Raw genomic sequence first — 25,793 nt, forward strand, 5'->3', positions numbered from 1 at the left:
CCTCAGGCAGTTACCTGTTCCGGAATCGAACGCCGAGTGGGTCCCGCTCGAGGCCTCCCGCGGCCGTTCGATAGGCGGCGCTACTGATTCGACATCCCTGGTTCAGCTCGAACTTGGTACAGTTCAAATCCGGTTCAGCTTGGATCCGGACCAGCTCGAATCCGGACAAGAAACACATTCGCAAGCCGTAACTGCGTGACGTCCGCTATCCTCGTCGATCGTACCTGTTCCTGATAAAAATCGCGACTGCGTTCATCAGCAACAAGATCGCGAGCAAGACGACGATCCCGGCGGCAGCGACATGTTGGAAATCGCCTTCGGGTAAACTCGCCCACTCGAAGATTTGCATCGGCATCGCGGCGAATGGGCCCGTGGGATCAGTTACTTCCGGCGGGGCGAACATCGACGTGGCTGCACCGACCATTAGAATCGGTGCTGTTTCGCCGATCGCCCGCGAGAGCGAGAGAATTATTCCGGTCATGATCCCCGGGACTGCCTCGGGAAGTACGACGTTTCGGACGGTTTGCCACTTCGTCGCGCCCGATCCGTAGGATGCACGACGCATCGAGTCCGGGACGGCCCGGAGCGCCTCCTGTGAGGAGACGATGACGATCGGGAGGATGAGCAGCGTCAGTGTCAGCGCGCCCGCGATAAGACTCGCGCCGGTGTGGAGCGCCCGAACAAACATCGCCAGTCCGAGGAGACCGTAGACGATCGACGGAACACCGGCGAGATTGGAGATGTTCGCCTCGATGAACTGCGTGAGTCGGGTATCCGGCGCGTACTCTTCGAGATAGATCGCCGCACCGACACCGAGGACGAGCGTAAAGATTGCGGTCAGGCTAATCAGATAGATCGATCCCACCAGCGCAGGGTAGATCCCGCCGGGTCCTGTTGGAAGATCGCCGTAGTTTGCGGGGTTGTAGTTCTCGACCAACTGCGACGGAGGATAGGTCAAGAATTCCCAGGTAAGCCATCCCCACGCCTCGACGAGCACGTCGAGTAACAGGGCGACCAGTGCAACGATGCCGACCATCGTCGCGCCGACGCAGAGGCCGAGGAACACTCGGCCGATCTGGCGTTTGCGTTTGATCGAAGTGCCGTCAAACTCGAACTCTTCGGATTCAGTTGGAGCGCTCATTCATACTCCTCCCGGTACCGTGACCGGATCCACATACTGCCGATGTTCATCGTGAATGTCATGATGAATAGCGTCAAGCCGATCGCGAACAGGCTCTGGTAGCCAATCGAGCCGACAGAGGCGTCACCAGTCCCGATTTCGACCATAAATGCAGTCATCGTCTGGACCTCATCGAGCGGATTCGTCGTTATCTGAGAGAGCGCACCTGCGGCGAGCGCCACCGCCATCGTCTCCCCGATTGCCCGCGAGATTGCCAGAATATACGCAGCCAGGATTCCCGACAGCGATGCAGGGACGACGACCTGTGTCGACACCTCGAACTTCGTCGCACCGAGGCCGTAGGCCGCATTTCGAAGCGAGTCCGGAACCGAACTCATCGCGTCTTCCGAAAGCGACGACACCATCGGAATAATCATTACACCGACGACGATCGCACCCGACGCCGCGTTGAACGTTCCCGTTTCCGGGAAGAAAAACTGAATTACCGGTGTAATGAACGACAGGGCAAAAAAGCCATAGACGATCGTCGGGATACCTGCGAGAACCTCGAGTGTCGGTTTGACCGTTTTTCGCACGCGCTGGTCGGCGTATTCGGAGAGGTAAATCGCGGTAAGCGTTCCGACCGGAATCGCAACCAGTGCCGAGCCGACGGTGATCATAAGCGTTCCCCAGACCAGCGGTAACACACCAAACCCGGGATCGTCCGTTGCCCGCGGGGACCAGTTGGTGCTAGTCAAGTACTCGAGGAGAGACACCTCCGAGAAGAAATCGAGCGCGCCGTTTACCAGAACAGCGATAATCGCGACCGTCGTTGCGACGGTTACCAGCGCACAGCCGAAGAATACGTAATGTGCGAACCGGTCACCGAGCCCGCCGACATCGTTCGTGCTTCTGGAGAGGTCGATCGAATCAGAACTCATGTGTGCTCCTCGATTGCATTTTCGAGTTTCTCGCGTTGGTTAGAAACTGTCTCCTCGGGAACTGCGTAGAACCCGACCTCACGTGCTGTCTCTCGAGTGTTTTCGAGGTAATACCGTAAGAACTCACGGTAGACCTCTCGACTCAGTTCCTCTGTTCGGACGTACAGATACATCGGTCGAGCAAGCGGTGTGTACCGATCTTCTTCGTCTTCGGCTTCGATCGTTTCCGAGGTCGGGCGTGTACACCCGTTTCCATCGTCGATACCAATCAGTTCGAGATCGTCTTCGTTCTCGTAGTAGTAGCCAGCACCGCCGAACCCGATCGCGTCCTCGTTTCCTCGAACACCTCTGACGATGACGTTGGTATCAGGGGAACCGCTGTAATCGTCACGAATGTTTGCGACGCCGCCCGTCGCTTCCTCGGTAAAGTAGTCGAACGTCCCGGATGCCGCGTCGCGTCCGTAAAACGAAATCTCTTCGTCGGGCCAATCGTCATCGATATCCGCCCAGGTTTGGATCGGCGAGTCGTTTCGCCAGAGTTCTTCGAGCTGGTCGCTCGTGAGACAATCACACCAGTCGTTATCTGGGTGTTTCATAACCGCGATTCCGTCCATCACGACCTCAAGCTCAAGGATGTCCTCGTCCGGATCGATGCCGTTATCACGGCAAAGTTCCCGTTCGTCGTCACTGATCTCGCGGCTCGCGTTCTGGAGGTCTGTCTCACCCAAACAGAACTGTTGGAATCCGGCACCGGTGCCGGACCCGCTGACGGGGATTTGCACTTGATTGTTTTGCCAGAGGAATTGCTCTGCAACTAGCGCACTGTTTGGCAACAACGTGTTCGAACCGTCGATGACGATACGCCCCTCGAGTCCACTGTCTTCACCGCGGGTGAGACACCCGGCCAGCCCGGTCAGGGCCGTTCCCGCGGTGCCGAGTAGAACGCGACGGCGAGAAACGCCCCCGCCGCGTCCCGATATCGGCTCAGTTTCCATCACGAAATCATTAGAAGATGGGATCTAAATACCCTTCTATTATTTCTATATAGTACTATGTAGGACAACCATTAACAGGCCCAATATATTGATGGATACTGATCATAATATGCGCGGTTTGCGGCCTTCGAACGCTTCTATAGTCGATTACAGGTGTGTCTCTATAGATTGGGGTAGATTTATAGTACCATGTCCAAAACCCCTGACTATGGAGACGCGAAAAGTCCAGGTGACGGGCGGGTCGACGTACACGGTATCGCTTCCAAAATCCTGGGCAACGGAGAACGAGGTCAGCGCCGGGACGACCGTCGAGTTCTACCCCGAGGACGATTCGCTCCTGTTGACTCCACAGAGCGACGTCGACAGACAGGAGGGGACGCTCGATGTCTCGAATCTCGAGGACGAGCGGTTGACCCGGGCCGTCATGACGATGTACGTCAGCGGGTTCGACCTCATCCGACTCGAGGCAAACCGGATCACGACCGACCAGCGCCGGGCGATCCGGAACGCAACCCAGAGCCTCGTCGGCGTTGAAGTGCTCGAAGAGACCACCGATAGCGTCGTTATCCAGGATCTACTCGACTCCTCGGAGCTTTCGATCGTCAACGCCGTCACCCGCATGCGGCTGATCTCTTCGTCGATGCTCGATGACGCCGTCACCGCCCTCGTCGAGAACGATGACGATATCGCGCGCGACGTGATCGAACGCGACGACGATGTCGACCGTCTCTGGCTGGTCGTCTCGCGGATTTTCCGTGCGACGCTCCGTTCGCCGCGCGCCGCCGAAGAGCTGGGGGTTCCCCGGGAGGACTGTTTTGATTACCACTCGAGCGCCAGACAGCTCGAGCGCGTCGCCGACCACGCGGTCAAGATCAGTCAGCTCGCGCTCAAACTCGAGGAGATTCCCGAGGGCGTTGCCAGTGCGCTCGTCTCGCTTCACGACGACGCTTTCGACGTGCTGGAGAAGTCCCTGGACGCGCTGTTCGCCGAAGACGGTGAGGAAGCGAACCGGCTTGGCCACGCCGCTCGAGAGCTAATTTTGGATATCGACGAGCACACCCGGACGATCGACGACATGCTTCGAGAACTCGACCCGATGCAGGCCCAATCGCTCGGCCTGATCATCGACTCGCTGTCTCGGAGCGCAGATTACGGGGGCAACATCGCGGAAACGGCGTTACAGAAGGCCGCGCCGAGCCCCTGAGTCGGATCGGCTCTATCGGTCGGCGGAGACCGGCCACTGATCCTCGAGCAATCGTCGGTGTGTGCCTCGAACAGTGGACGGATGCTGTAGAAATACCTGCTCGAGCACCGTTCTCTCTCCCTCGTGTCACGATCAGTTACCGAAATCACGCGACGAACGAGAAAGAACTGCGGATACCGGCAGATTAATTCCCTCCCATTGAGATAGGAGGTGTATGTTCGACACCCTACTACACGCCGGCCACGGTCATCCGAATCTCTGGTGGATACTCGTTCCGAGTTACCTGACGTTCGTGCTCGGAATCGGCGTCGGAATGTACTCAGATCGACTCCGCGAGTTCGTCAGCGGACACGAAGCGCAGACTGCCGATTGACATCCTCCACGGGCTAACGGCCGTTGTATTGTGCCTGTTCAGCGTATCAATTCTGCTGTGTTCGTCTCTCTCAGACTGTTTCGGCGGAGTCGTTCGATCGACCGGTATCTGCAGATACTTCGCGCCGCTAGCGAAATAGATGAACGGCACTCGAGAAGATCGCTTTCGAACTCCGACAGTTATTCGACGAGAACGGCGTTAACCTGTCCGTTCTGGCCGGGACGGGAGGTGACTCGAGCGTTCCCTTCGTCGGTGTCGATGATTGCGCCCTTGGTGATGATGTTTCGTCGAACGTAGTTCGGGTTCGCGTCGTTTTCGACGACGTCGTTGATCTCGGTCGTCACGGTTTCGCCGCCCTTGTTGACGTTTACGACGTCCGTCGCGAGTGCTCGCGTCTTCTCGCCGTTTCCGCGGACGTCGACGGTCCGGTAGCGCGGTTCACCGACCTGGGTCTCGGTCGGAAGCCGGCCGAGTTCGTATTTGCGTCGGTTTCGGATGTGCTTGAGTCGCCCGCCTGTTCGCTTGCGTGTAGAACGGCCTTGATCTTGCATATCCGTTGAAAGTCCGGGCGGATACTTGAATGCAACCTTTTCGCCCGGGCTGTCAGAGCCGACGGACTAGAGTAAACGACGGACCGATACGTGGTGTGGCGGCGGACCGTTACGTGGGTGCGGTCGAAGGCGTTACTCTTGCTGTGCGTCGACGACCGCGACGCCAGCCAGGTTAACGATGTCCTTGACCTCGTCGCCCCGCTGGAGGACGTGGACGGGTTTGTCCATCCCGGTCAGCATCGGACCGATCGCGTCGGCACCGCCCAGACGCTGGAGCAGTTTGTAGCCGATGTTCCCCGACTCGAGGTTCGGGAAGACGAGTACGTTCGCCGGCTCCTCGAGTTCCGAAAAGCCGTAGGTTCCCTCGAGGATGTCCTCGACGACGGCTGTGTCGGCTTGCATCTCGCCGTCGACGGGGAAGTCGACCGCGGGATCGTCCTGGAGTTGCTGTGCCGCCTTGCGCGGCTTGACGGTATCTTCGTTCGTGACGCTGCCGAAGTTCGAGTACGACAGGAGCGCGGCGCGGGGTTCGACGTTGAACCGTCGGGCGAGCTTGCCCGTCTGTTTGGTCACTTCCGCGAGAACGTCCTCGTCGGGCGACTGGTTGACGGTCGCGTCGGCGATGAAGATTACGCGGTTCTTGAACGTGAGCATGTAGACGCCGGCGGCGTAGTCGACGTCGTCCGCGGTACCGATAACCTGAAGCGGCGGTCGAAGCGCCGAGGGGTAGTGGTGAGAGAGGCCGGTCAGGAACGCGTCGGCGTCGCCCTCCTCGACCATCACGCTGCCGAAGTAGTTCGTGTCCCGGCGAACGAGTTCGCCCGCTTCGGTGCGCGTGATTCCCTTGCGCTGGCGGAGTTCGTGCAGCCGTTCGGCGTAGCGTTCGTAGTCACCCGCATCCGGATCGGCAACTTCCGGTTCGAAGTCGAGGCCGAGGTTCGTGGCGGTCGATTTGATCTCGGCTTCGTCGCCGATGAGAATCGGGAGGGCGATCCCCTGTTCCTGCAGTTGATAGGCCGCACGGATCATCTTCTCGTTCTCGCCCTCCGCGAGGGCGACCGTTTTGGGTTCGCTTTTGGCCTTGTTGAGGACGACGCGCATCATCTCTCTGGACTTGCCGAGTCTGGCCTCGAGTTGTTCTTCGTACTCGTCGATATCGACGTCCGCGCGAGCGGCACCGGAGTCGACCGCGGCCTGGGCAACGGCGGGCGCGATCCGGAACAGGACTCGAGGATCGACCGGTTTCGGAATAATGTAATCGGGTCCATACTGGATGGGGTCGTCGCCGTAGGCTTTGACAACCGCGTCGGGGACGTCCTGGCGGGCCAGATCCGCCAGCGCACTGGCCGCGGCGACTTTCATGTCTTCGTTGATCTCGGTCGCGCGAACGTCGAGTGCGCCGCGGAAGATGAAGGGAAAGCCGAGGACGTTGTTGACCTGATTCGGATAGTCCGAGCGGCCCGTCGCCATGATGACGGTGTCGTCTCGAGCCTCCTTGGCTTCAGCGTAGCCGATTTCCGGGTCGGGGTTGGCCATCGCGAAGATGATCGGGTCGTCGCCCATCGACCGAACCATATTCTGGTCGACGATCCCGCCGATCGAGAGGCCGACGAAGACGTCGGCTCCTTTCATCGCGTCCGAGAGATCGCCTTCCGGCACGTCTCGAGCGAACTCCCGTTTGTACTCGTTGATGTCGTCGGCCGCGGCGCGGGCTTGCGTGATGATCCCCGAGGAGTCACACATGAGGATGTTCTCCCGCTTCGCGCCGAGCGAGACGTAGAAGCGAGCGGTTGCGAGCGCGCTTGCGCCGGCTCCGGAGAAGACGATCTGTAGATCCTCGAGATCTTTGTCGGCGATATCGGCCGCGTTGAGCAATGCGGCCCCGGAGATGATCGCGGTTCCGTGCTGGTCGTCGTGGAAGACGGGAATGTCCATCTCTTCGCGAAGCCGTTCCTCGATGGTGAAACAGCCGGGTGCTTTGATGTCCTCTAAATTGATTCCGCCGAAGGTCGGTTCCATCATTTTCGCGGCTTCGACCACCTTCTCCGGATCCGCCTCGTCGAGTTCGATATCGAAGACATCGATATCGGCAAATCGCTTGAAGAGGACGCCTTTTCCTTCCATGACTGGCTTGGACGCCTGGGCACCGATATCGCCCAGTCCGAGCACCGCGGAACCGTTCGAGATCACGCCGACGAGGTTCCCCTTGGCGGTGTACTGAAACGCTTCAGATTCGTCCTCGTCGATCTCGAGACACGGCGCGGCGACGCCGGGCGAGTACGCGAGTGAAAGATCGCGCTGCGTATTCGTCGGTTTCGTCGTCGAAATCTCGAGTTTTCCCGGCGGATCGATTCGGTGGTACTCCAGTGCGTCCTCGTCTAGTCCCATACGGGGATCACTAACGTGAACCACTAAAAACAATGCGAAGCCGCATTTCGACAACCGTCGAATTATTTGTCGTCGCGCTCTCGACACGTCCGGGTTCGACGATTCGACCCTTTTATACGGCCTGCGACAGTCCAACCGGGTATGGATGTCGCGCTTGGTGGGACGTTCGACCCCGTCCACGACGGCCATCGGCGGCTGTTCGAACGGGCGTTCGAACTCGGAGACGTGACCGTCGGGTTAACGAGTGACGACCTCGCACCGAAAACGCGCCACGAGGACCGACCCGTGCGGACGTTCGATCAGCGAAAGGATCGTCTCGAGGACGAACTCGAGCCGTTCGCCGAGGAGTACGATCGGACGTTCGAAGTCCGAACCCTCCGCGAGCCGACGGGAATCGCGACCGAGCCACAGTACGATTATCTCGTCGTTTCACCGGAAACCGTCGATGGGGGCGAGAAAATCAACGAAATTCGGCGCGAACGAGGCCACGATTCTCTCGAGGTAATCGTCGTGCCCCACCTTCGGGCCGAAGACGGGGACATTATCTCGAGTACGCGCATCGTCAACGGCGAAATCGACGAACACGGGCGACTGGTCGATTCGGACGGCCAGTAGCGGGCGTATCGATCCACGTTCGGCGGGTGTCGCCGAACTGCTGTTCTCGCCGCAGTCCCGTTCTCATCGGCCCTTTCCGATGGTTACCGTTTCATCACCGTAGCTGGCACTTACGTGGTTTTGATTTCGGTAAACCGTTTGATAGCGCCGCTGATCCGGGTGGAATTCGTAGCCGGCGCGGTGATCGGTTAGCCATCGCGGCCGGTGACCGGTGCTACCAGCGTGGTGGCTCGAGCCCGGCGGTCTCGAGCAGACCCTTCCACCGCTGTTGGATCGAGAGCCGCGAGACGTCGGCGGCGTCGGCGACCGTTCCCTGAGTGCGGCCGTCGCCGGCGACTAGCGAGCCGGCGTAGACGCTTGCGGCGAGGACTGCGCGCTTGGATCGATCCGATTCCGGGACGTCGGTGAGAAAGAGGTCGCCAGCGTACGACCGCGCCTCGGTCGAGAGTTCGAGCCGGTCTGCGATGGTTTCGAGTTCCTCGAGCCAGGGTTTGTACTCGACGCGGTCGCGCGCACTGTGCATGCACCGAGATTTCAGCGCCATCGAAATAAATCCACGGACGTCCTCGCTCGGCTGGCCGCGTCGCTTCGGCTGACCGTTTTCCCCACTCGAAGTTATGGACTCCGTGAACTGTCTCTGGGGCTGGATACTCTTCGCAATAGGGGGCTATACCGGGCAACGTTCAGCTACGAACGACTAGGAAAACTGGCCGTTCGCTGGCGATTTCACTAGGTCACGATTACTAAAGCCGGGGGAGCCGGAAGGTGGATGCGACGCCCGTCGCTCGCTCCCGCGACTCGCGTCTCATCATGAGTACCGAGCCAACTTGCAAACTCGTCTGTACCGGCTGTGGCCTCGAGATGCCGTACAGAGACAGATCGCTGGCCGAGCAGGCGGCGGAACTCCACCAGTTGCGGGATTCTGAGCACGTCACCTTCATCGTTCCACCGGATTGGTCGCCCGAGGAGCCGTTAGTTCACGACTGAGTGCGATGCGTCGTGAGGACTAGGACGGATCGACAGGTTCTTACTCGAATCGCGAAAACGATAGCCTGCGCGCGGGTAGCCAAGCTAGGCCAACGGCGCAGCGCTTAGGACGCTGTCCCGTAGGGGTCCGCCGGTTCGAATCCGGTCCCGCGCACTGAACGTAGAACTGTGAGCGGAGCGAACAGTTCGAAGTGAAGGAACAGGAGCGGATTCGAATTCGAGGAGTCGCAGCCCGGGAAGCGACCGGAGGGAGTAACCCGGAACGTCTCCACATAGTTCGAATCCGGTCCCGCGCATTCCTGTCGCTCGCAAACTCGCGAGCGACGGGAATCGCCAATACGGATTCGCGGCCCAGAGGACGAGCGGAGCGAAGTCCTCGCGGTTCGAATCCGGTCCCGCGCACCGTTCACTGAGGATAATATCTGCAACAGAGAGAAGTCTCGTTCCGGGAAGTAGCCGGTTTAATTAGACGGTACCGTCGCGTGGTTTTTGAAGGATCGTTGCCCATTCACACTCGATCACTCCTCCTTCGTGTTTTCGTCCCTGGAATAGGTCGCGGTTCGTAATACTGTCCCATGCTGAACCCACTAAACGGAAGCCTTCTTCCTCCGAGAAGTCTCCACCGTGTCTCTCGAACTTACCGAGATTTTGTGCAATATCGGCAATATATTTATGACTATGAATGAGTTGTTCTCCAATTGTGTTTTCTCCGATTACGAAAAAGTAGTACGCTCCTGGTTTTAGATGCTCGTAGACTCTGGCCAAATTCTTCAACATCCCATCCGCGAAAAATTTCCATGTTACGTATGCTTTGCGTTCTGCTTCATTGTGATCGAGGTTGTGAATAGTCTTAATGTCTGCATCTAGATTCGGGAGTCGAGTCGCTTCGAACGCTTCGTCAGTACCGAGCCAGATGTCTCGAAGAGTTGTCGGTAGGTTTCTTTCTACGGTGCTCATTGAGACGGAGTTGGTCCCAATGATAGACTGGCGCAGTTCCTTTGCTTCGAACTTTTCATCCTCTTCGAGGAAGTCGTAGATCCAGAACAGTCGCAATTTCGAACCCCGATAGTAGTTCATTGCGTTGATATACGGTGGCGAAGTAATTGCGATGTCTACCTCTTCCCGGTATTCTGGGATATCGAAGGTTCTTGCATCTCCGAGACGAATGTCGACCGCCGCATTATGGGCCGCGTTTTGCTCGAAATCGTTCTCAGTATCTGAGGAATCAAATCTCTGTAGGGTCCGCTGGACGGTCCCACCACTGTAATTGGTTGCGTAGATCTCGTTCCACAATTCAACGAGTTTTCCCCTCGACTCTGCGATCTCCTCCTCGTGGGTTTCGATCACATCGGGCGGATGTTCGTCGTTTTCTATGCGACGGCGCATTTTCTTCGATTTATATGCCTTCGAGATACCGGGGTCTGCGTTCGAGACGGTAAAGACGGTATTGGCAATCATCAAAGTGAGCCAGCGATTGAGTCGGACTTTGATTTTTTTATTGTCGATACCCAGGTCTCCCAGAGCTTCGGTTTCACTCTCTGTAAGATCCTCGAGAAAGTCAAAATCGCTTTCTTTGAAATCGGCGAGAGCCTTTCTGATGCGAGAGAGGTCACGTACTACTTCCGGCTCGAACCAATGCTCTTTCTTAGTCCTATCAAGAAACTCCGCATCGTATTTCTCATATAGCTTCGCTTCCGTTTCATGGAGTAAACTGATATATTCCGCTTGTGCCTGTTTCAGCGCATTCGGAGGGAGAGGAGAGGTAGAAACCTCAGATACCAGTCTGGATAGTGGATTGATTTCGATACCCAGGTAGTCTCGACCGGTGATTTTTGCTTCCAGTCCTGTCGTTCCGCTCCCCGAGAACGGGTCGAGAACGATCGGTCTGTCGCCCGATTCGTTCCGTTTGGAGGTGAATTGTCTAATAATGTAACTCGGGATTTGTGGTATGAATATGGCCGGGTGTTTGTGGATATCGTGAGTGAGGTATGTTGTGTTTGGAATCGTCCTCCCGTCGTCCAGATCGTTAGCTAGGGCACGAAAATCCATTTCTGGATACTCGTCAGGTTCTCCTTCGAATGCATAGTTGACACCCTCGCCTTTCGGGACTTCTCCGAGCTGATATCCAGGTTCGTCCGGAACGTGACTCATACCCGGATTGTCTTCAAAACGAAAATCCGGAAAAACGCGGTTTCCCTTCCGTTTCATTTCCACGTTTCCATGTTGGGTATAGATGGATGGGATTTCTGAACCCGAGGCTTCCTCATTCATTGAGTGTACGTTCCTGCTTGCTCAGTTAAAAAGTACTGGAAGCGTGTATTGTCGTTAGGATGATAGAACGGCCGGTTGTTCAGCCTCCCTTTTGGCATCCTCGGGCAGGTCCCGCATAAAACGACCCATGCGGTGACCGACTCGGGCTGGGACCGCAAATTTATCACCTCTCTTTTCGAAGAGCCCGCCTTTGTTTTTGGAGGTTCCGGAAGCCATGTTCTTGAGAAGCGATGTCGGTGTTGCAATGTCCAACAAATCGCCGATCTCGGATTTCGTTGGCGCGTTATCCCAGTCGATCGGGTCATCTTCAGATGCAGGGATATTCGTTCCACTCTGCTCATATTCCGTTTTATTTCGAACGGCCCGGACGATGTTCTGTTTCTTGGTCGTATCGTCCTCAACGTCGAACAGGTACGTTTCTAGTGTATGCCGAACATCCCCGAGAGAGGCCTCAACGATATCGTCTTTCTCGTACTCCGGTTCAGGTGGTGTGGCTTCAGGAAAACGACGTAAGAAGAGGGGTCGGGAAATCGAGTCGTAAACGAGCGTCTCGATCGTAACGTCTTGCAGATAATTGAGCGGATTCCCTCCGAACACCCACTCGACATACTGGTTGTCGCGTTTTTCATCGTACATCTCGGAAACGTCTCGAGCAAACGCTAATAACTCTCTATCGGCCTTTCGACGTTTTCCGGTGCGGCACAACTCTCGAAACTCGACAAGACGGTCGGTCAGTTGGTCATCCTCGAGTATGAGGTCCGCGATCTCCATCGCGTTGTTTCGGTTCTGTGTGGAAATTTCGAAGACCTTGTTTTCCCGCTCTGCGATTGAGAACCCGAGCCAAAGGTCGTCGGCGTCGTTCTCGCTGATGATTCCTCGAAGCGAGCGTGGCGAATCGAACGTCTCTACCGAACCACTTTCACCGGTGGCAATCCGCGAGCCAGTGTATATTGTATTCAGATACACATCGCCGTAGAGGAACGACATGTGGAACTGGATCGTTTCATCGCTATTTGGTGATACCGGTACCTCAAACTCGAGTTGTAGGTTCTGCGAATCTAGACTGATATTACGCAGGTCTTTTGTGAGATTTGTTGGCAGGTCCTCTTCGAATTCTTCGATGAGTCTCCGACTGGTTCCTTGTTGTGGATCTTCCTCCCAGCGTGCAGGTGTTCTTTTTTCGTTGAAAAGGATCCCGACGTGGAAGTGAATCTCCTCGACTCCAACCTCGTTTAATAATTCGGTTAACGCATACGAATCCGGTGAGATGTCGTATTCCTGTCCAATATTATCTGGGATTGTGACGATATTGTTTGACTTTGTTAGCTCACGGACCAACGCTCGCGGCTTTCGCATTAGCGACGGTCTCGCAGTCGTTCCACCGCTGACAACACTCGTCCTGTGCTCTCCGAAAACGAGCGTCCCTTCTTCCTCAAAAAAGAGCGTGGCGTCTGCGTTCGCCTGCTGGTTGTTTTCGGCAAGGTCGAAGGTGATGGAATCCAGGTCGCTCAATCGATCCTCCTCATCAGCATCGAGCGTCTCGCGGGTATAGTTGAGGGATTTCCAACACAGTTCTGGTTCCAGGAGATACTGTAAGAGATGACCGAGGTTTCGGTCCACATCGAGTCGGTGTGAATCCTCTTCGGCGGCTATCACCTTCTCGAAGAACTTGCCCTTGACCGCGTCAAAGGACCGGGTAAAGTACTCTGCCACGGTGAACAGTCCGCCATAGACTGCGGGCAGGGAATCCTCTGGATTGGCCTCCGTTAGCTCCCGTGCTCGTTGGACGCCACCGACGCTCTGATTAGTCAATTGGTCACTACTCTCGTCACCGTCGCCGTTCGATTGTTTCTCGTGTTCTTGAAACGTCGCTAACGGGAGTTTTCGAACGGTCCTGTTTACCGTCCCTTTGAGTATAACTTCAGCTTCGTTCAACTCTTCATCGTTATGAATAGATATAATTTTCCTGTCGAAGTAATTCATATCTACTACGTTATCGACGGCATGGATAAATATAGGTACAACTCGTTCGCGATCCTGTGTCTTTTGCAACAGCAAAACGAGTTTATCCACTGTCTCCTCTGCCCTGTCGCTTGTGCGGTCGTCTGCTTGGTTGCTCACGAGGAACGCACCCGGGCACCCGCGTTCGTCATGGTTCTGTGTCAGTTGTCGTTTCCTCCTCCCTCAAGACCTTGTTCGACGTTCGAAACCTCGTTCGACGTTCGAGCCCGAGTCCCGTTCGGCGAGTGAAACAGATCCAAGTACCCCCTTGCCAACAACTACCTATGGACAAGCGACGACTCGGTTCGACGGACCTGGACGTAACGGAGGTCGGCCTCGGCACGTGGAACATCGGCTCGGCCTGGGGCGACGTTTCGGATGAGGAGGCTCGAGCGGCCGTCCGGACGGCTCTCGAGGAGGGCGTGACGTTTCTGGATACCGCCGACGTCTACGGGGACGGTGCAAGCGAGAAGTACATCGGGGAAGTTCTCGAGGACTGGGACGACTCGGCGGAGGTGACCGTCGCCACCAAAGTCGGCCGACGGCTTGAGCCCCACGAAGCCGCGGAGTACACCGCCGCAAACCTCGAGGAACACGTTGATCGATCTCGAGAGAATCTGGGCGTCGAAACGCTGGATCTCGTGCAACTACACTGTCCGCCGCGGGAGGTCTACTATCAGCCTCGAGTGTTCGACGCGATGGAGTCATTGGTCGAGGATGGGAAGATCGACCACGTCGGCGTGAGCGTCGAAAAAGTCGAGGAGGGGCTGAAAGCCATCGAGTACCCATGTGTCGACACGATTCAGATCATCTTCAACCCGCTTCGTCAACGCCCCGCGGAGCTGTTCTTCGAGGAGGCCAAACGCCGTAATATCGGCGTTGTCGTCCGCATTCCACTCGCCTCGGGACTCCTGACGGGCGCGCTCTCGACGGACACGACGTTCCCTGAGAGCGACCACCGGAATTTCAATCGCGATGGCGAGGCGTTCGACCGCGGCGAGACCTTCAGCGGGCTGGCATTCGAGCGGGGGCTCGAGGTCGTCGACCGGATCGAAAGCCACGTCCCCGAGGGGATGACGACCGCGCAGTTTTCTCTGCGCTGGATTCTGGATCACGACGCCGTTTCGACGGTCATCCCCGGCTCGAGTTCCCCCGAGCACATTCGCGAGAACGTCGCCGCCGCCTCCCTGGACCCGCTCTCGAACCAAACCCGCGGCGTCGTTCGAGATATCTACGAGGAGGACGTCTACAACGCGGCCCACCATCAGTGGTGACGAACGGTTACAGCCTGTGAACAATCTTCGGATTGGTCAAAATAAACCTCCTGTTTCTATTTAAGAGGCGATTTGTCTTCGATTGGACCGAAAGCATTACCCCCGAATACCATCGAGTTGTGGTCATGAAACTCACCGACGAGCAGTTCGAACAGTATCAGGCCGAGGGCTACGTCGTCGTCGAAGATGTGCTCGCCGACGAAACTATCGACCGAGTGAGGGAACGACTTCGGGAGTACACCCACGGCGATCGGGAACCGGAGACGTTCGGCAAACAGCTCGAGCCCGCCGTCGAACGCGGCGAGGTGGATGTCGACGAACCCGGCGACGCCGTTCGAAAGATGGAAGGACTGGGGATGGTCGAGGAGGACGAGGTCTTCGAGGAGGTCGCGAGGGACGAGACCATCGTCTCGATCAACGAACACCTGCTCGGCGAGCACCTCAAGTTACTCCGAAGTGCCGCGATGCTCAAGCCGCCCCACGTCGGCAGCGAGAAGAGCTTCCATCAGGATGCGGCCTACTACCCGATCCGTCCAATGGACCACGTCACTGTCTGGATCGCGGTCGATGAGGCAACCCTCGAGAACGGTTGTATGTCCGTCGTCCCCGGCGAACACACAGAGGGCATCATCACCCACGAAACTGACGAATACGAGACCGATATCGTGATCGGCGGCGAGGAGTACGACGACGAGGACCTCGTCAAACTGCCGATGGAGCCAGGTGACGCACTCTTCCAACACTGCCTGCTTCCCCACTACACTGAACCGAACACGACCGACAGTCCCCGTCGAGCGCTCATCATGTCGTACATGGACGCCCGCTCGAGGTTCACCCAGAACGACGAGGAACGACCCGATTGGGTCGACTCGGTGCACATTCAGGGCGAGGAGTTCCCGGGCTGCGTCTGAGCGTTCTCAAATACGTGCTCTTTCTCTTAACTTGTGTCCGGCTAACTTGTGTCTCACCGAGTTGATCCCCGCCGAAATATTCCCGACGGCGAACGCTTTCCGGTTTCTGTGCGCGCTACCGACGTCTGTTATCGCTGATCGGCGTACTCGTCGGAATCTGTCGATTCCTGATTTGCGTCGCCTTCGGTGGGAGCTGTGACTGTTCCGTCCGTTTCGTCGTCTGAAGCATCCGTTATCGAATCCGGACCCTCGTGGGTCGTCTCCGCGTCGGCGAGCGTGTGCGGATCAGCGGGTTCGTCGCTGTGTCTGGTGTCATCGCGTTCGAAGACGTAGAAAACGGGGCCGATGAGGACGATGACGAGCAGCCCCGGAATGGGAACCGTCGGAACGAACAGGAAGAGTCCGAGCCCTAGCATTCCCGTACTGAATACCAGAAGCGCCCAAACCGGCGGCCAGACGACATCGACTCGTCTCGCGTCCCAGTAGACGAGCAACGAGACGACGCCGATCACCACCGGTCCGAGGACGCTGAGGAGGAGATTACTCATACCTCATCGATTCGACCGACCGGGAAAAAGCGTTCTGAGATTGCGACGGGATCCGACACGAACGAAATCGAAGCGAATCGGGTGCCGTCAGTTCGTCGAGATTCGCGATATCACTCGAGTGCCGGAACGCCGCGGGACTCCAGACGATCGAGAAGCCGAATTACCGCGATCCCGGTGACCAGTACCGTGACGCTCGCAAATGCGACCATCGCGATCGTTTCGGGATTCCCGGTCGAGAGCGCGAGCAATGACACTGCACCCGCGAGCAACGAGAGCGTGAGCAGTAACTCGAGGGTTACACATCGCACGTTGAACCAGGCCGACGACGGGACGAGTCGTTCCGTTCGTTGGTGGTGAACCATAGTAACTTGTTTTTCTTCTATCACAATTGTCTTAACGACGAACAATCTCGAGATTCCCGTCAATCAGTTTCGGGACCCACTTGGATCGATCCGTTTGGTAACAGCCACCACTACCATCGTCAAGCCCACAACGTTTATTCGATCACGAACGACTTCTAGGAGTAATGGACGGATTAGACGATGTGTTCGGGGACATCTTCTCGAGTGTCGATGCCGTCGTACTCTTCGGGCCGAGCGGGTCGTACTACGAGCGCTTTTCGTCGGTCGAAGACCTCGACGTCATCGTCGTCGGAACGGAAAACGTCGTAAGCGCCGACACGTTCGTCGAACTGCCACTCGAGTTCGAAGACGTCGCAGAGCGGGTTTCGTTCGGTCTCGAAGGAGCCTTGCAACAGGGAATTATCGAAGACGGAGACGAACTCGCGTGTGCGACGAGCGTGTTCAGCGATAGTATCGATACGGTTTCGCGCGTCCGAGCCGATGCCGAATCGAAGACGGGAATTTACGATCTGTTCTCGAGGTCACGCGCGGATCCGGAGGTTATCAAATCGGTTCTCGAGTTAGCGATCGAACTCGGGAAGAAAGGACAGAAGGGCAAGCCCGTCGGCGCGCTGTTCATCGTCGGCGACGCCGGGAAGGTGATGAACAAGTCCCGGCCGCTTTCGTACAACCCCTTCGAGAAGTCCCACGTCCACGTCGGCGACCCGATCGTGAGCGTGATGCTCAAGGAGTTCTCGCGACTCGACGGCGCGTTCGTCATCTCGGATTCGGGCAAGATCGTCTCGGCCTACCGGTACTTAGAGCCCTCTGCGGAGGGTGTCGACATTCCCAAAGGGCTGGGTGCGCGCCACATGGCAGGTGGTGCGATCACCAGGGATACGAACGCGATCGCAATCGCGCTCTCCGAGAGTGATGGAATGGTACGGGCGTTCAAGGGTGGCGAGCTCCTGATCGAGGTCGATCCGGAGGCGTACTGATATGGAGTGGCAGACGTTCGTCGACGAGCCGGCGGTCATCGCCGTCGCAGTGCTCGCGCTCGGATTCGTCGTCGGATATCTCGTCGGCAAACTCAACAAGGAACTGCTGAACGCGGCCGGAGTATCCGACGCCGTCGAAGGGACACCGTTCGAGCGGACCGCCCAGAGTCTCGGAACCTCGACCGTCGAAATCGTCGCGCGGATCAGTTCATGGTTCATCTATGGCATCGCGGTCCTCACCGCGATACATATCGCAGAATTGCTTCCGACCGACGCGTTCTGGGCGCGAATTATCGAGTTTATCCCGCAACTGTTCATCGCCGTTCTCGTGCTTATCCTCGGCTTTATTATCGCCGACAAGGCGGAACTGGTGGTCAGCGAATACCTTCGTGGGGTCAAACTCCCGGAGGTCGCGATCATCCCGAAAGTCGTGAAGTACTCGGTGCTGTACATCGCGTTTATCGTCGCGTTGGATCAGGTCGGCGTGGCGGTATTCGCCTTGCTCATCCTGTTGGCCGTCTACGCCATCGGCATCGTCATTGTCGGCGGCTACGCGTTCAAGGATTTCCTCGTCTCGAGCGCGGCGGGCATCTATCTCCTGTTGAACCAACCCTACAGCATCGGCGATCAGGTGAAGATCGGCGACCACTCCGGCATCGTCCAGGAGGTCGATCTGTTCGTGACGAAGATCGAAGACGATTCCGAGGAATTCATCGTTCCGAATCGGAAGGTGTTCGAGGAGGGCGTCGTTCGGATACGAGGCTGATCGGGAACGTTCGATTTCTCGTGGACCTACTCGAGGCTCAGTCCCGCGTGCCATCGATCTGCACCCGCTTTGCGTTTTACGTCGTCCATTTTCGCGAGAAGGTGCGTCGCCAGCGAGGCGGTTTCTGCGGATCTGGACTCCCCTTCGGTTCGGAACTCGCCGGTCTCTCGGTTGGCGTAGACCGAACAGACGGCTCCGGCCCGAAGGCCGTAGATCGATGCGATCGTCATGATCGCGCTGGCTTCCATTTCGATGTTTTTCACGTTCGCTTCTTTGAGGTCGTCGACTATATCCGACGATCCGGCGGCTTCGAATCCCTCGAATCCGGGTCGTCCCTGTCCCGGATAGAAGGCGTCGGCGCTCATCGTAACGCCGGTGTGATAGTCGTAGCCGAGTCGCTCGGCGGCGGCGACGAGCGCACAGACGACCTCGTAGTCCGCGGTCGCGGGATAGTCTTCGCGGACGTACTCGTCGCTGGTTCCTTCCTGGCGGACGCCGCCCGTCGTGATCACCAGATCGCCGACTGCCATCTCTTCTTGTAACGCGCCACAGGAGCCGACGCGGATGAAGGTATCAGCGCCGACGCGAGCGAGTTCTTCGACCGCTATCGCCGTCGACGGACCGCCGATTCCCGTCGAGGTAACCGAAATCGGCGTCTCGTCGTACGTTCCGGTTGCAGTGCGGTACTCGCGGTGATAGGCGCGCTCGTCGTACTCGTCCCAGTGGGCGACGATCTTCTCGATCCGTTCGGGGTTGCCCGGAAGCAAGACGGTGTCTGCAACGTCCGCCGCCCCGACCTCTAAGTGGTACTGTTCGTCCGCGTTCGGGTCTTCGCTGTGACCTGCCATGAGGTTCGAGTGATTCGATCCGGGCCCGTATATAAATGCGGGGCGACCGTAGGGAACGTATGGGCAGCGGTCACCTCGCGGATACCTACGTCGCGGCGATCCAGCACGATCTCGCCGACCTTGAGCCCGAAACCACTCTCGTGGGCGTGGTCCGACACCCGACGTCGTGGTTTCACGCGGCGGTCGACGAGAACGTCCCCGAACTCGGTCCGCCCGAAGAGCTTCTCGAGTCGATAAGCGAGGCCGAAGAGGCACTCAAAATGCGGGGATTCTGCGGGGAAGGTGCACACAATGCCGCCTGGGAGGAGGTCGGATTCGAGGCGGAATATCGAACGTACCTCGAGGAGTCTTCGGCCGCGCGGGCGGCACTCGAGGACCTCGAGGAGCGTCTCGCGGACGGCGAATCACTCGCACTCGTTTGTTTCGAGAACACGGCGAAAAAGCGGTGTCACCGGACGATTTTGTGTGAGCATCTCGAAGATCGATCCCGGTTCCGGTAGTCGACCGGTATCGCCCCTGCCCATCATCGACGTTCACTCGAGCATCTCTTCGGTGATCGTATTGGGGAGCAATTCGCCCAGCGTGTACTTACTGGTCGACTCTCCCTCGTCGCAGACGACGACGAGGTCGTCTCCGCAGAACTCGGCGAGCGTCTGGCGACACATCCCACAGGGGGTGACGCCGTCACGTTGGCTCGAGCTGACGACGAGACGCTCGAATTCGGTCGCGCCGTTTTTGACCGCCTCCGCGATGGCGACCTCCTCGGCGTGGAGGCTGTTACTGTAGTTTGCGTTTTCGAGGTTACAGCCGACGTAGACCTCGCCCTCGGCCGTCTCGAGGGCCGCGCCGACTCGATACTCGGAGTAGGGAACGTGTGCTTCCGACTGGATGTCTCGTGCCGCTTCGATGAGCGCCTCGTCGTTCATAGCCATGCTACCGCGACCGGCGGCAAGAAAGCACCGACCCCGGCACTCGGCCCCTTCCGTTTCGAACCCGCCTTCGAGGCGTCTTTCGGTTGCTCAGTTCCCGCTTCCGACACCGTCGAGTTCTGCGCGGTCGTCGCCCGCTTCCTCGAGTACTGCCTCCATGTGTTCGCCGTGGTCCGGAACTCCCTCGCGGCCGCTCGAGCCGTCGGCGGTGATCGGCGAAACGATCGCGGGGTATCCGTTCTCCGCCCGACGGACCATCCCGCGGGACTCGATCTGTGGATGCTCGAGCGCTTCGGCCGGGGAGAGAACCGGTTCGACCGGAACGTCGACCTCCTCGAGATCCGCCCACGCCGAGCGGGTCCGCTCGGCGAAGATCGACTCGAGCTCCTCGCGGAGCGCGTCTCGTTCGGCGGGATCCTCGGTTCCGTGCACTCCCTCGAGATCGGGGCGATCGATCGCCTCACAGAAAGCGATCCAGAACTTCTCCTCGAGTGCGGAGAGCGTGACGTACGCCCCGTCGGCGGTTTCGTACACGCCGTACCACGGGAGTGCTCCGGTGAGGTGGGTCTCGCTTGGACGCGGCTTGTCTCCGAGGAGTGCCGGTAGCGCCACGACCTGCGAGAACGAAACCACCGCGTCGGTCAACGAAACGTCGAGGTAGGTCCCCGTGCCGTCGCCGAGTTCTCGAGAGAGGAGCCCGGAGACGATTCCGAACGCCGCGGACATGCCACCGGCCATATCTGCGATCGGGTAGCCGGGAATCTGGGGTGTCGCGTCGGGACCCGACCGGGTCATATCGAGCAGTCCCGAGAGGCCGACGTAGCCCAAGTCGTGGCCGGCGCGGTCACTGTGCGGGCCGTCCTGTCCGTACCCGGTTATCGAACAGTAGACGACGTCGGGATTACGCTCGCTGACCGTGTCGTAGTCGACGCCGAGTCGTTCGGCGACGCCCGGCCTGAACCCCTCGACGACCACGTCCGCGTCCTCGAGTAATTGGAAGAACGCCTCGATACCGTCCTCCGATTTCAGATCAAGCGCGACGCTTTGCTTGCCGCGATTGACCGCGGCGAAGATCGCACCCGTTCCGTCGTCGGTACGAGGCGGCATCCACCGCGCGTAGTCGCCCACGTTCGGATCTTCGATCTTGATGATTTCGGCACCGAGATCGGCGAGAAGTTGGGTTGCATACGGCCCCGGAAGTAATCGAGTGAGATCGAGGACGCGAACGTCGTCGAGTTGCATAGCCTGGCTAACGGAGCCGAGGGACTTGAAAAGGGGCGTCGAGTTCAGTCCGCGGTTTCGATCGCCGTCTCGACGACGTCACGCGCGTCGGCCACGAGTTCGTCGACGTCGTCGCTCTCGGCGTAAATACGGACGTACGGCTCGGTGCCGCTCGGTCGAACGAGCACCCACGAGGCGTCGGGGAACTCGAGTCGGACCCCGTACTCAGTCTCGACTTCGGCGTCCGGAAAGGCGTCCGGAAGGGTCGTCTCGAGCGTCTCCATCGCGGAGACTTTGCTGTCTTCGGGACAGTCAACGCTCACCTTCCGGTAGGGTCGTTCGGTGACAGGTTCGCGAAGCGCGTCGGTGTCGCCGGCCTCGAGGGTCAGTGCGGCGATGACGCCCGCGCTCGCGACGCCGTCGATCCAGCCGCCGAAGGAGGTGTGGATGTGTTTCCACGGCTCGGCCGCGAAGACGACCTCGGTGTGTGCGTCGCCCTGTTTGCGTTCGCGGGCGATCCCTTCGTGGAGGGAGCCGAGTCGGACGCGTTCGACGCGACCGCCCGCGGACCGAACCTGTTCGTCGATCCGCGCAGAGGCGTTCGGTGTCGTGACCACGACGGGATCCTCACGGTCGGCGCTTCGCGTGTAATGAGCGGCGACGACCGCCAGAATCGTGTCCTCGTGAATCACGTCGCCGTTGGGACCCATGACGACGAACCTGTCGGCGTCTCCGTCCTGTGCGATTCCGAGGTCGAACGAACCCGACTCGAGAAACGCCGAGAGGTCGGTGAGCGTTTCGGGGGTCGGTTTGCTCTCCCGAGCCGAGAAGTGCCCGTCGACGGTTGCGTTCAGCGCGGCGACGTCAGCGCCGAGTCGCTCGAGGATCTGCGGCGTCGCGAGCGCGCCGACGCCGCCTCCACAGTCGACGGCGATCGAAAGTCCGGAGAGCGGCTCCGACCCCTCGGCGGACGAAACGGCTCCTTCCCTTCCGGACAGGTTCGGGAACTGCTCGCGGACGTACGCCGTCACTGCGTCGCGGTAGCCGCCGAGAGCCTCGAGTTCCTCCGATCGTCCCCACTCGTCCCAGCGAGCGAGTTCGGGACTCTCGACGGCGGCCTCTACGGCTCTTTCGGCGTCGCGGTCGTATTCGATCCCGTCGACGAACAGCTTGATTCCGTTGTCTTCCGGTGGGTTGTGACTCGCCGTAAGCATCACGCCGCGTCGACCCTGGGAGGCGAACGCGAGCGCGGGCGTCGGAACCTGTCCGAGACGACTGACGTCAGCACCCGCGCTCTCGAGGCCCGCTTCCATCGCGGCGGCCAGCGCGGGGCCCGTTTCGCGCCCGTCGCGCCCGACGACGAACGTCTCGCCGGGTTTTCCGGCGGCCTGTCCAACCGACAGTGCAACTGCCGGTGTTACCGTTTCGTCGACTGGCCCACGGATTCCCGCCGTCCCGAACAGCGTCATAATCGAGGGTTTCGCGAGCAGCCACTTATGTGTTGATAGCTTCAAACGACGGCTCTTCAACCCTGCGTAGGTGAGTTCGTAGCGATCGTCGGCGTCTTTCCGAAGGGACGGGCCGACGAGTTGGTCGAGGTGGTACGCAAGCCCGCTGAAGTATCGACGGACAACGCCGTGAACAACGCCGAGAAGGTCCTACCCGCGTTGCTTCCGTCGGTCCGCTCGAGCATCGTCTCGAGGATACCCATTCGGACTTCGTTGCCGAGCGACTGCAAGGCCTCGCTCGGCTCGGAGGCGGTTTCGGCTGTCGCCGTTCAGGATCCGTCGACCGTCTCGTTCGCGTCCCCCATCGAGACCGGTTCGACGGTCGTCTCCGGGCTCGATTCGAGACCGCTCCGGTGACGGGATCCGTCGGACTCGTCCTCTGTCGTCATATTCAGTATTCGCGGCGAAGAAAAATACGTCTTCGCGTCGGGAGCATCGCCTTCCGGAGTGAGTAGAGACTTCTGTGTCGATATTGCCCAGCAGAATCGGATTTGGGCGTCCTCTTTCAGGGACGACCGATCCCGGTTTTCAGCTATTCGGGGAACTCGTCGATGAGCACGACCGCCTCCCCCTCGACGACGGTTTCGTCGGCGTCCTCGTCGCGGACGAGCGTCTCGAGCCGATACTGGTCGTTACCAAGCGAATCGACGATTTCGACCCGCGCCGAGACGCGGTCGCCGATGCCGACGGGGCCCTGAAACTCGAGGTCCTGGGAAAGGTAGATAGTGAGTCCGGGAAGGCGCGCGAGTGCGGCGCTGATGAGTCCGGAGACGAGGGTCCCGTGGACGATTCGTTTGCCGAATCGGGTTTTGGCTGCGAAGTCGTCGTCCAGGTGGAGCCGGTTCGTATCACCGCTGATGTGAGCGAACGCTTGGACATCGTCCTCCGAGAGGGTTTTCTCAAAGGTGACGGTGTCGCCGACGCTGATGTGGTCGGGGGTGTCCGTAGTGCGTTCGAACTCCCAGTCGAGATCGGAGTACTCGACTGACGGGATCGGCGCCGAGACGATGTCTGCCGATTGTTCGACACCCGTGGGGCCGTTCGATCGAGGCTCGTCGGAACTGGATCGACTCGAGCCGTCCTCGTCCGAACCGTCCGTTACGATGGGAGGAACCATCGCAGATACCGCCGCTCGGTTTGCGGCGGCTGTGGTCTGGATAAAACTCCGAGTCATCGCGGACCAGGCGTCGGTCATAGCGGAAACGTCCGTTTTCCCCGAATTCTGTTGGGACATCTGATCGATAGCTACGCGAGTCGTCGTTAAGTCTTCTTTGGCTGAGAGGGGAACCGATTAATAACTGATAAAACGGCGTTACAGGGCATAAAATAGCCGCTAACCGCGGATTGGGTAGAAATACCGACGTATTTCCACTCCGAATTGTGAACGTTCTACCCCATCTGAACACACTGAAATGCAATTCACTCCATCAAATGTATCTGAATGGTACTAAATGGTAGCTGGTGGAAACGCTTATTACTGCTCGCGCCATTGGAACACGTGATGACGGACGACTCCGACCAGTCACCCTGGTTTCCGCCTGCGATGTTTACGGAGCAGCTACAGGAAGCCGGTGAGCAGGTCGCCCAATCCCAGCAGGAGCTGATGAAACAGATGATGCAGTCCGGTTCGACGAATCCTCTCGAAGGGATGTCGTCGTTCGGCCCGATGAACATGGGCACGGCGACGTTCAAAGCGCGTGTCCAGAGCGGCGGCCGGGTCAGCATTCCCGGCCCGGAACGAGACGCCCTCGATATCGAGGAGGGAGACATCGTTCAGACGATCGTCGTCCCCGTCAAACGCGACCGAGAAGCGGACGAATAACATGACCCAGACCCCACTCACCCAACTGTTCGACGCACAGCGCACCGCAGTGAAACAGAGCCAGACGCTTACCCACGACGCCGTCGAGGCACAGAAGCAGTCGATCGACGCTTTCGCGACCGTCGTCGACTCCTCGAGTTCGATGCTCGAGCAGAACGCCGACCTGACGAAAGGCGCGATCCACGCGTCTCTCGACGCCGTCGAATCGTCGCTTCCCGAGGACGCCGCGAACGTCGACGAACTCCGCGAACTCGTCGACGAGGGCTTCGAGACCGCGACCGAGGCACAGGTCGAAACCCTCGAAACGGTCGTCGAAGCGGTCGAAGAATCCGGTGAAGCCTACGACGAACTCGCCAACAGCTACACTGAGACCGTCGATAGCTCGTTTGATGCGTTCCTCGACGCTCACGAACAGGCCGAAGCCAACATCACGGCCGTCGCCGAAAACGTCGAAGACGCCGCCGAGGAGTTTGACACCTCCGCGTAGCCCCGAAGCGCTTTCACGATCCAACCCACAATTTTATTCATGACAGATCCAGCATCCCAGGGACACGACTGGAACGCGGCCGCCGAACAGTGGAACGAACAGTTTCTCGAGGCGCTCGAGCAGAACATGGAAGCTCAGGCCCAGTTCGTCGAGAGCTGGTCAGAAACGGTCGGCGAAGCCGCCGAGGAAAACGAAATCTCTGAAGGTGTCGAGGGCTACGCCCGGGCCTACGAGACGTGGATGGACGCATCCCAACAGATGGTCGATCGGATGAACGACCAACTCGAGGGCGAGGATGTCGATATCGAAGAGTTTCGCGATATCTGGCTCAACACGGCCAACGACGCGTTCAAAGACGTGATGTCCACGACGGCGTTCGCCAAGATGACCGGCGAGACCGTCGGCGACGTCCTCGAGGCCCAACAGCAAGCCGACGAAGCGGCCGAAACGACGCTTCGAACGCTCGGGTTCGCGACCGAAAGCGACGTCGTCGAGGTCGGCGACCGACTCGTCGAACTCGAGCGACGCCAACACGCCGTCGAGAACAAGCTGGATCGGGTCCTCGAGCACCTCGAGGAACAGGACGACCAGTAACTGCGGATCATCGACGCCGGTCGTCCAGACACGGACCATCCGCACACAGATCACCCACACCGAACCATCCACATCGACCGTCTACACGCAGATCACCCAC

Annotated in this window: 27 protein-coding genes, 1 tRNA gene and 1 pseudogene; 13 read left to right on the forward strand and 16 right to left on the reverse strand. The window is 58.8% G+C overall.

The genetic code is table 11. From position 1 onward, the window contains the following. Nucleotides 1–205 precede the first annotated feature (205 nt). Genes pstA through QNM96_RS05590 form a run of 3 tightly spaced genes read right to left on the reverse strand, consistent with a single transcriptional unit; the run spans nt 206 to nt 3,056 of the window. Entirely contained in the window at nt 206–1,141 is a 936-nt protein-coding gene (gene pstA, locus QNM96_RS05580; protein ID WP_283835037.1) for a phosphate ABC transporter permease PstA, read from the reverse strand. After that, nucleotides 1,138–2,061, reverse strand: a complete 924-nt coding sequence (pstC, locus tag QNM96_RS05585) for a phosphate ABC transporter permease subunit PstC (RefSeq protein ID WP_283835038.1) — start codon at nt 2,059–2,061, stop codon at nt 1,138–1,140. Before pstC ends, pstA begins: the two co-directional genes overlap by 4 nt. Further along, complete coding sequence (locus tag QNM96_RS05590; RefSeq protein WP_283835039.1) at nt 2,058–3,056, reverse strand: PstS family phosphate ABC transporter substrate-binding protein; 999 nt, start codon at nt 3,054–3,056, stop codon at nt 2,058–2,060. Before QNM96_RS05590 ends, pstC begins: the two co-directional genes overlap by 4 nt. Before the next feature lie 208 nt (nt 3,057–3,264). Here QNM96_RS05590 and QNM96_RS05595 point away from each other — a divergent pair, with 208 nt between their 5' ends. After that, nucleotides 3,265–4,260 (forward strand): phosphate uptake regulator PhoU, encoded by a 996-nt coding sequence (locus QNM96_RS05595; protein ID WP_283835040.1) that lies wholly within the window; start codon nt 3,265–3,267, stop codon nt 4,258–4,260. A gap of 214 nt (nt 4,261–4,474) precedes the next feature. Beyond that, entirely contained in the window at nt 4,475–4,633 is a 159-nt protein-coding gene (locus QNM96_RS05600) for a hypothetical protein (protein ID WP_283835041.1), read from the forward strand. Between the two features lie 179 nt (nt 4,634–4,812). Here the strand turns inward: QNM96_RS05600 and QNM96_RS05605 are convergent, their stop codons facing one another. Together QNM96_RS05605 and QNM96_RS05610 are read right to left on the reverse strand one after the other, a co-directional pair. Beyond that, on the reverse strand, nt 4,813–5,184 hold the full coding sequence (locus QNM96_RS05605; protein WP_283835042.1) for a 30S ribosomal protein S8e: 372 nt from the start codon (nt 5,182–5,184) through the stop codon (nt 4,813–4,815). Nucleotides 5,185–5,316: 132 nt separating this feature from the next. Next, the gene (locus QNM96_RS05610; RefSeq protein WP_283835043.1) at nt 5,317–7,572 is read right to left on the reverse strand and encodes an NADP-dependent malic enzyme; all 2,256 of its coding nucleotides are present in this window, start codon (nt 7,570–7,572) and stop codon (nt 5,317–5,319) included. A 141-nt stretch (nt 7,573–7,713) separates the two neighbouring features. Between QNM96_RS05610 and QNM96_RS05615 the strand changes: the two genes are divergently transcribed. After that, nucleotides 7,714–8,187: a phosphopantetheine adenylyltransferase gene (locus QNM96_RS05615; protein ID WP_283835044.1), complete on the forward strand. Its 474-nt coding sequence runs from the start codon at nt 7,714–7,716 to the stop codon at nt 8,185–8,187. Between the two features lie 214 nt (nt 8,188–8,401). On the opposite strand, the gene QNM96_RS05620 is transcribed toward QNM96_RS05615, so the two are convergent. Further along, nucleotides 8,402–8,710 (reverse strand): transcription initiation factor IIB family protein, encoded by a 309-nt coding sequence (locus tag QNM96_RS05620; protein WP_283835045.1) that lies wholly within the window; start codon nt 8,708–8,710, stop codon nt 8,402–8,404. Between the two features lie 242 nt (nt 8,711–8,952). Between QNM96_RS05620 and QNM96_RS05625 the strand changes: the two genes are divergently transcribed. Further along, on the forward strand, nt 8,953–9,174 hold the full coding sequence (locus tag QNM96_RS05625; protein ID WP_283835663.1) for a hypothetical protein: 222 nt from the start codon (nt 8,953–8,955) through the stop codon (nt 9,172–9,174). Between the two features lie 69 nt (nt 9,175–9,243). Further along, nucleotides 9,244–9,328: transfer RNA gene (locus QNM96_RS05630), tRNA-Leu, on the forward strand. 311 nt (nt 9,329–9,639) lie between these two features. On the opposite strand, the gene QNM96_RS05635 is transcribed toward QNM96_RS05630, so the two are convergent. Both QNM96_RS05635 and QNM96_RS05640 read right to left on the reverse strand, forming a co-directional pair. Further along, on the reverse strand, nt 9,640–11,445 hold the full coding sequence (locus QNM96_RS05635) for a DNA methyltransferase (RefSeq protein WP_283835046.1): 1,806 nt from the start codon (nt 11,443–11,445) through the stop codon (nt 9,640–9,642). Between the two features lie 54 nt (nt 11,446–11,499). Beyond that, nucleotides 11,500–13,566 carry a hypothetical protein gene (locus QNM96_RS05640; RefSeq protein ID WP_283835047.1) on the reverse strand — a complete coding sequence of 689 codons (2,067 nt, stop codon included), beginning with the start codon at nt 13,564–13,566 and terminating at the stop codon, nt 11,500–11,502. Between the two features lie 164 nt (nt 13,567–13,730). Here QNM96_RS05640 and QNM96_RS05645 point away from each other — a divergent pair, with 164 nt between their 5' ends. Beyond that, nucleotides 13,731–14,720, forward strand: a complete 990-nt coding sequence (locus QNM96_RS05645; protein ID WP_283835048.1) for an aldo/keto reductase — start codon at nt 13,731–13,733, stop codon at nt 14,718–14,720. Nucleotides 14,721–14,845: 125 nt separating this feature from the next. Further along, nucleotides 14,846–15,631 carry a phytanoyl-CoA dioxygenase family protein gene (locus QNM96_RS05650; RefSeq protein WP_283835049.1) on the forward strand — a complete coding sequence of 262 codons (786 nt, stop codon included), beginning with the start codon at nt 14,846–14,848 and terminating at the stop codon, nt 15,629–15,631. 128 nt (nt 15,632–15,759) lie between these two features. Here the strand turns inward: QNM96_RS05650 and QNM96_RS05655 are convergent, their stop codons facing one another. Together QNM96_RS05655 and QNM96_RS05660 are read right to left on the reverse strand one after the other, a co-directional pair. After that, a complete protein-coding gene (locus QNM96_RS05655; protein ID WP_283835050.1) occupies nt 15,760–16,179 on the reverse strand; it encodes a hypothetical protein in 420 nt (139 codons plus the stop codon). Nucleotides 16,180–16,289: 110 nt separating this feature from the next. Beyond that, nucleotides 16,290–16,541 carry a hypothetical protein gene (locus QNM96_RS05660; protein WP_283835051.1) on the reverse strand — a complete coding sequence of 84 codons (252 nt, stop codon included), beginning with the start codon at nt 16,539–16,541 and terminating at the stop codon, nt 16,290–16,292. 164 nt (nt 16,542–16,705) lie between these two features. On the opposite strand from QNM96_RS05660, the gene dacZ reads away from it, so the two are divergent. Both dacZ and QNM96_RS05670 read left to right on the forward strand, forming a co-directional pair. Continuing rightward, nucleotides 16,706–17,518, forward strand: a complete 813-nt coding sequence (gene dacZ / locus QNM96_RS05665) for a diadenylate cyclase DacZ (RefSeq protein WP_283835052.1) — start codon at nt 16,706–16,708, stop codon at nt 17,516–17,518. A gap of 1 nt (nt 17,519) precedes the next feature. Beyond that, nucleotides 17,520–18,284, forward strand: a complete 765-nt coding sequence (locus QNM96_RS05670) for a mechanosensitive ion channel domain-containing protein (RefSeq protein ID WP_283835053.1) — start codon at nt 17,520–17,522, stop codon at nt 18,282–18,284. A gap of 26 nt (nt 18,285–18,310) precedes the next feature. Here QNM96_RS05670 and QNM96_RS05675 read toward each other — a convergent pair whose 3' ends face one another. After that, entirely contained in the window at nt 18,311–19,132 is an 822-nt protein-coding gene (locus QNM96_RS05675; protein ID WP_283835054.1) for a nucleoside phosphorylase, read from the reverse strand. Between the two features lie 59 nt (nt 19,133–19,191). Between QNM96_RS05675 and QNM96_RS05680 the strand changes: the two genes are divergently transcribed. Further along, nucleotides 19,192–19,632, forward strand: coding sequence for a DUF488 family protein (locus QNM96_RS05680; RefSeq protein ID WP_283835055.1), 441 nt, complete (start codon nt 19,192–19,194; stop codon nt 19,630–19,632). A 33-nt stretch (nt 19,633–19,665) separates the two neighbouring features. Here QNM96_RS05680 and cdd read toward each other — a convergent pair whose 3' ends face one another. From cdd to QNM96_RS05705, 5 genes and pseudogenes are all read right to left on the reverse strand, one after another. Next, on the reverse strand, nt 19,666–20,058 hold the full coding sequence (gene cdd, locus QNM96_RS05685; RefSeq protein ID WP_283835641.1) for a cytidine deaminase: 393 nt from the start codon (nt 20,056–20,058) through the stop codon (nt 19,666–19,668). A 93-nt stretch (nt 20,059–20,151) separates the two neighbouring features. Next, entirely contained in the window at nt 20,152–21,303 is a 1,152-nt protein-coding gene (locus QNM96_RS05690) for a CoA transferase (RefSeq protein ID WP_283835056.1), read from the reverse strand. Between the two features lie 44 nt (nt 21,304–21,347). Then, entirely contained in the window at nt 21,348–22,751 is a 1,404-nt protein-coding gene (locus QNM96_RS05695) for a phosphomannomutase (RefSeq protein WP_283835642.1), read from the reverse strand. 60 nt (nt 22,752–22,811) lie between these two features. Beyond that, a pseudogene (locus QNM96_RS05700) lies at nt 22,812–23,038 on the reverse strand (ArsR family transcriptional regulator); the annotation flags it as partial. Nucleotides 23,039–23,322: 284 nt separating this feature from the next. Continuing rightward, nucleotides 23,323–24,024 carry a MaoC family dehydratase gene (locus tag QNM96_RS05705; protein ID WP_283835057.1) on the reverse strand — a complete coding sequence of 234 codons (702 nt, stop codon included), beginning with the start codon at nt 24,022–24,024 and terminating at the stop codon, nt 23,323–23,325. Nucleotides 24,025–24,291: 267 nt separating this feature from the next. On the opposite strand from QNM96_RS05705, the gene QNM96_RS05710 reads away from it, so the two are divergent. The 3 genes from QNM96_RS05710 to QNM96_RS05720 are packed head-to-tail and all read left to right on the forward strand — an operon-like array spanning nt 24,292 to nt 25,693. Beyond that, on the forward strand, nt 24,292–24,612 hold the full coding sequence (locus QNM96_RS05710; protein WP_283835058.1) for an AbrB/MazE/SpoVT family DNA-binding domain-containing protein: 321 nt from the start codon (nt 24,292–24,294) through the stop codon (nt 24,610–24,612). Nucleotide 24,613: 1 nt separating this feature from the next. Beyond that, on the forward strand, nt 24,614–25,099 hold the full coding sequence (locus QNM96_RS05715) for a hypothetical protein (RefSeq protein ID WP_283835059.1): 486 nt from the start codon (nt 24,614–24,616) through the stop codon (nt 25,097–25,099). Between the two features lie 39 nt (nt 25,100–25,138). Then, complete coding sequence (locus tag QNM96_RS05720; protein WP_283835060.1) at nt 25,139–25,693, forward strand: poly(R)-hydroxyalkanoic acid synthase subunit PhaE; 555 nt, start codon at nt 25,139–25,141, stop codon at nt 25,691–25,693. The last annotated feature ends 100 nt before the right edge of the window (nt 25,694–25,793 follow it).

The organism is Halostagnicola sp. A-GB9-2, assembly GCF_030068615.1.
Classification (GTDB): domain Archaea; phylum Halobacteriota; class Halobacteria; order Halobacteriales; family Natrialbaceae; genus Halostagnicola.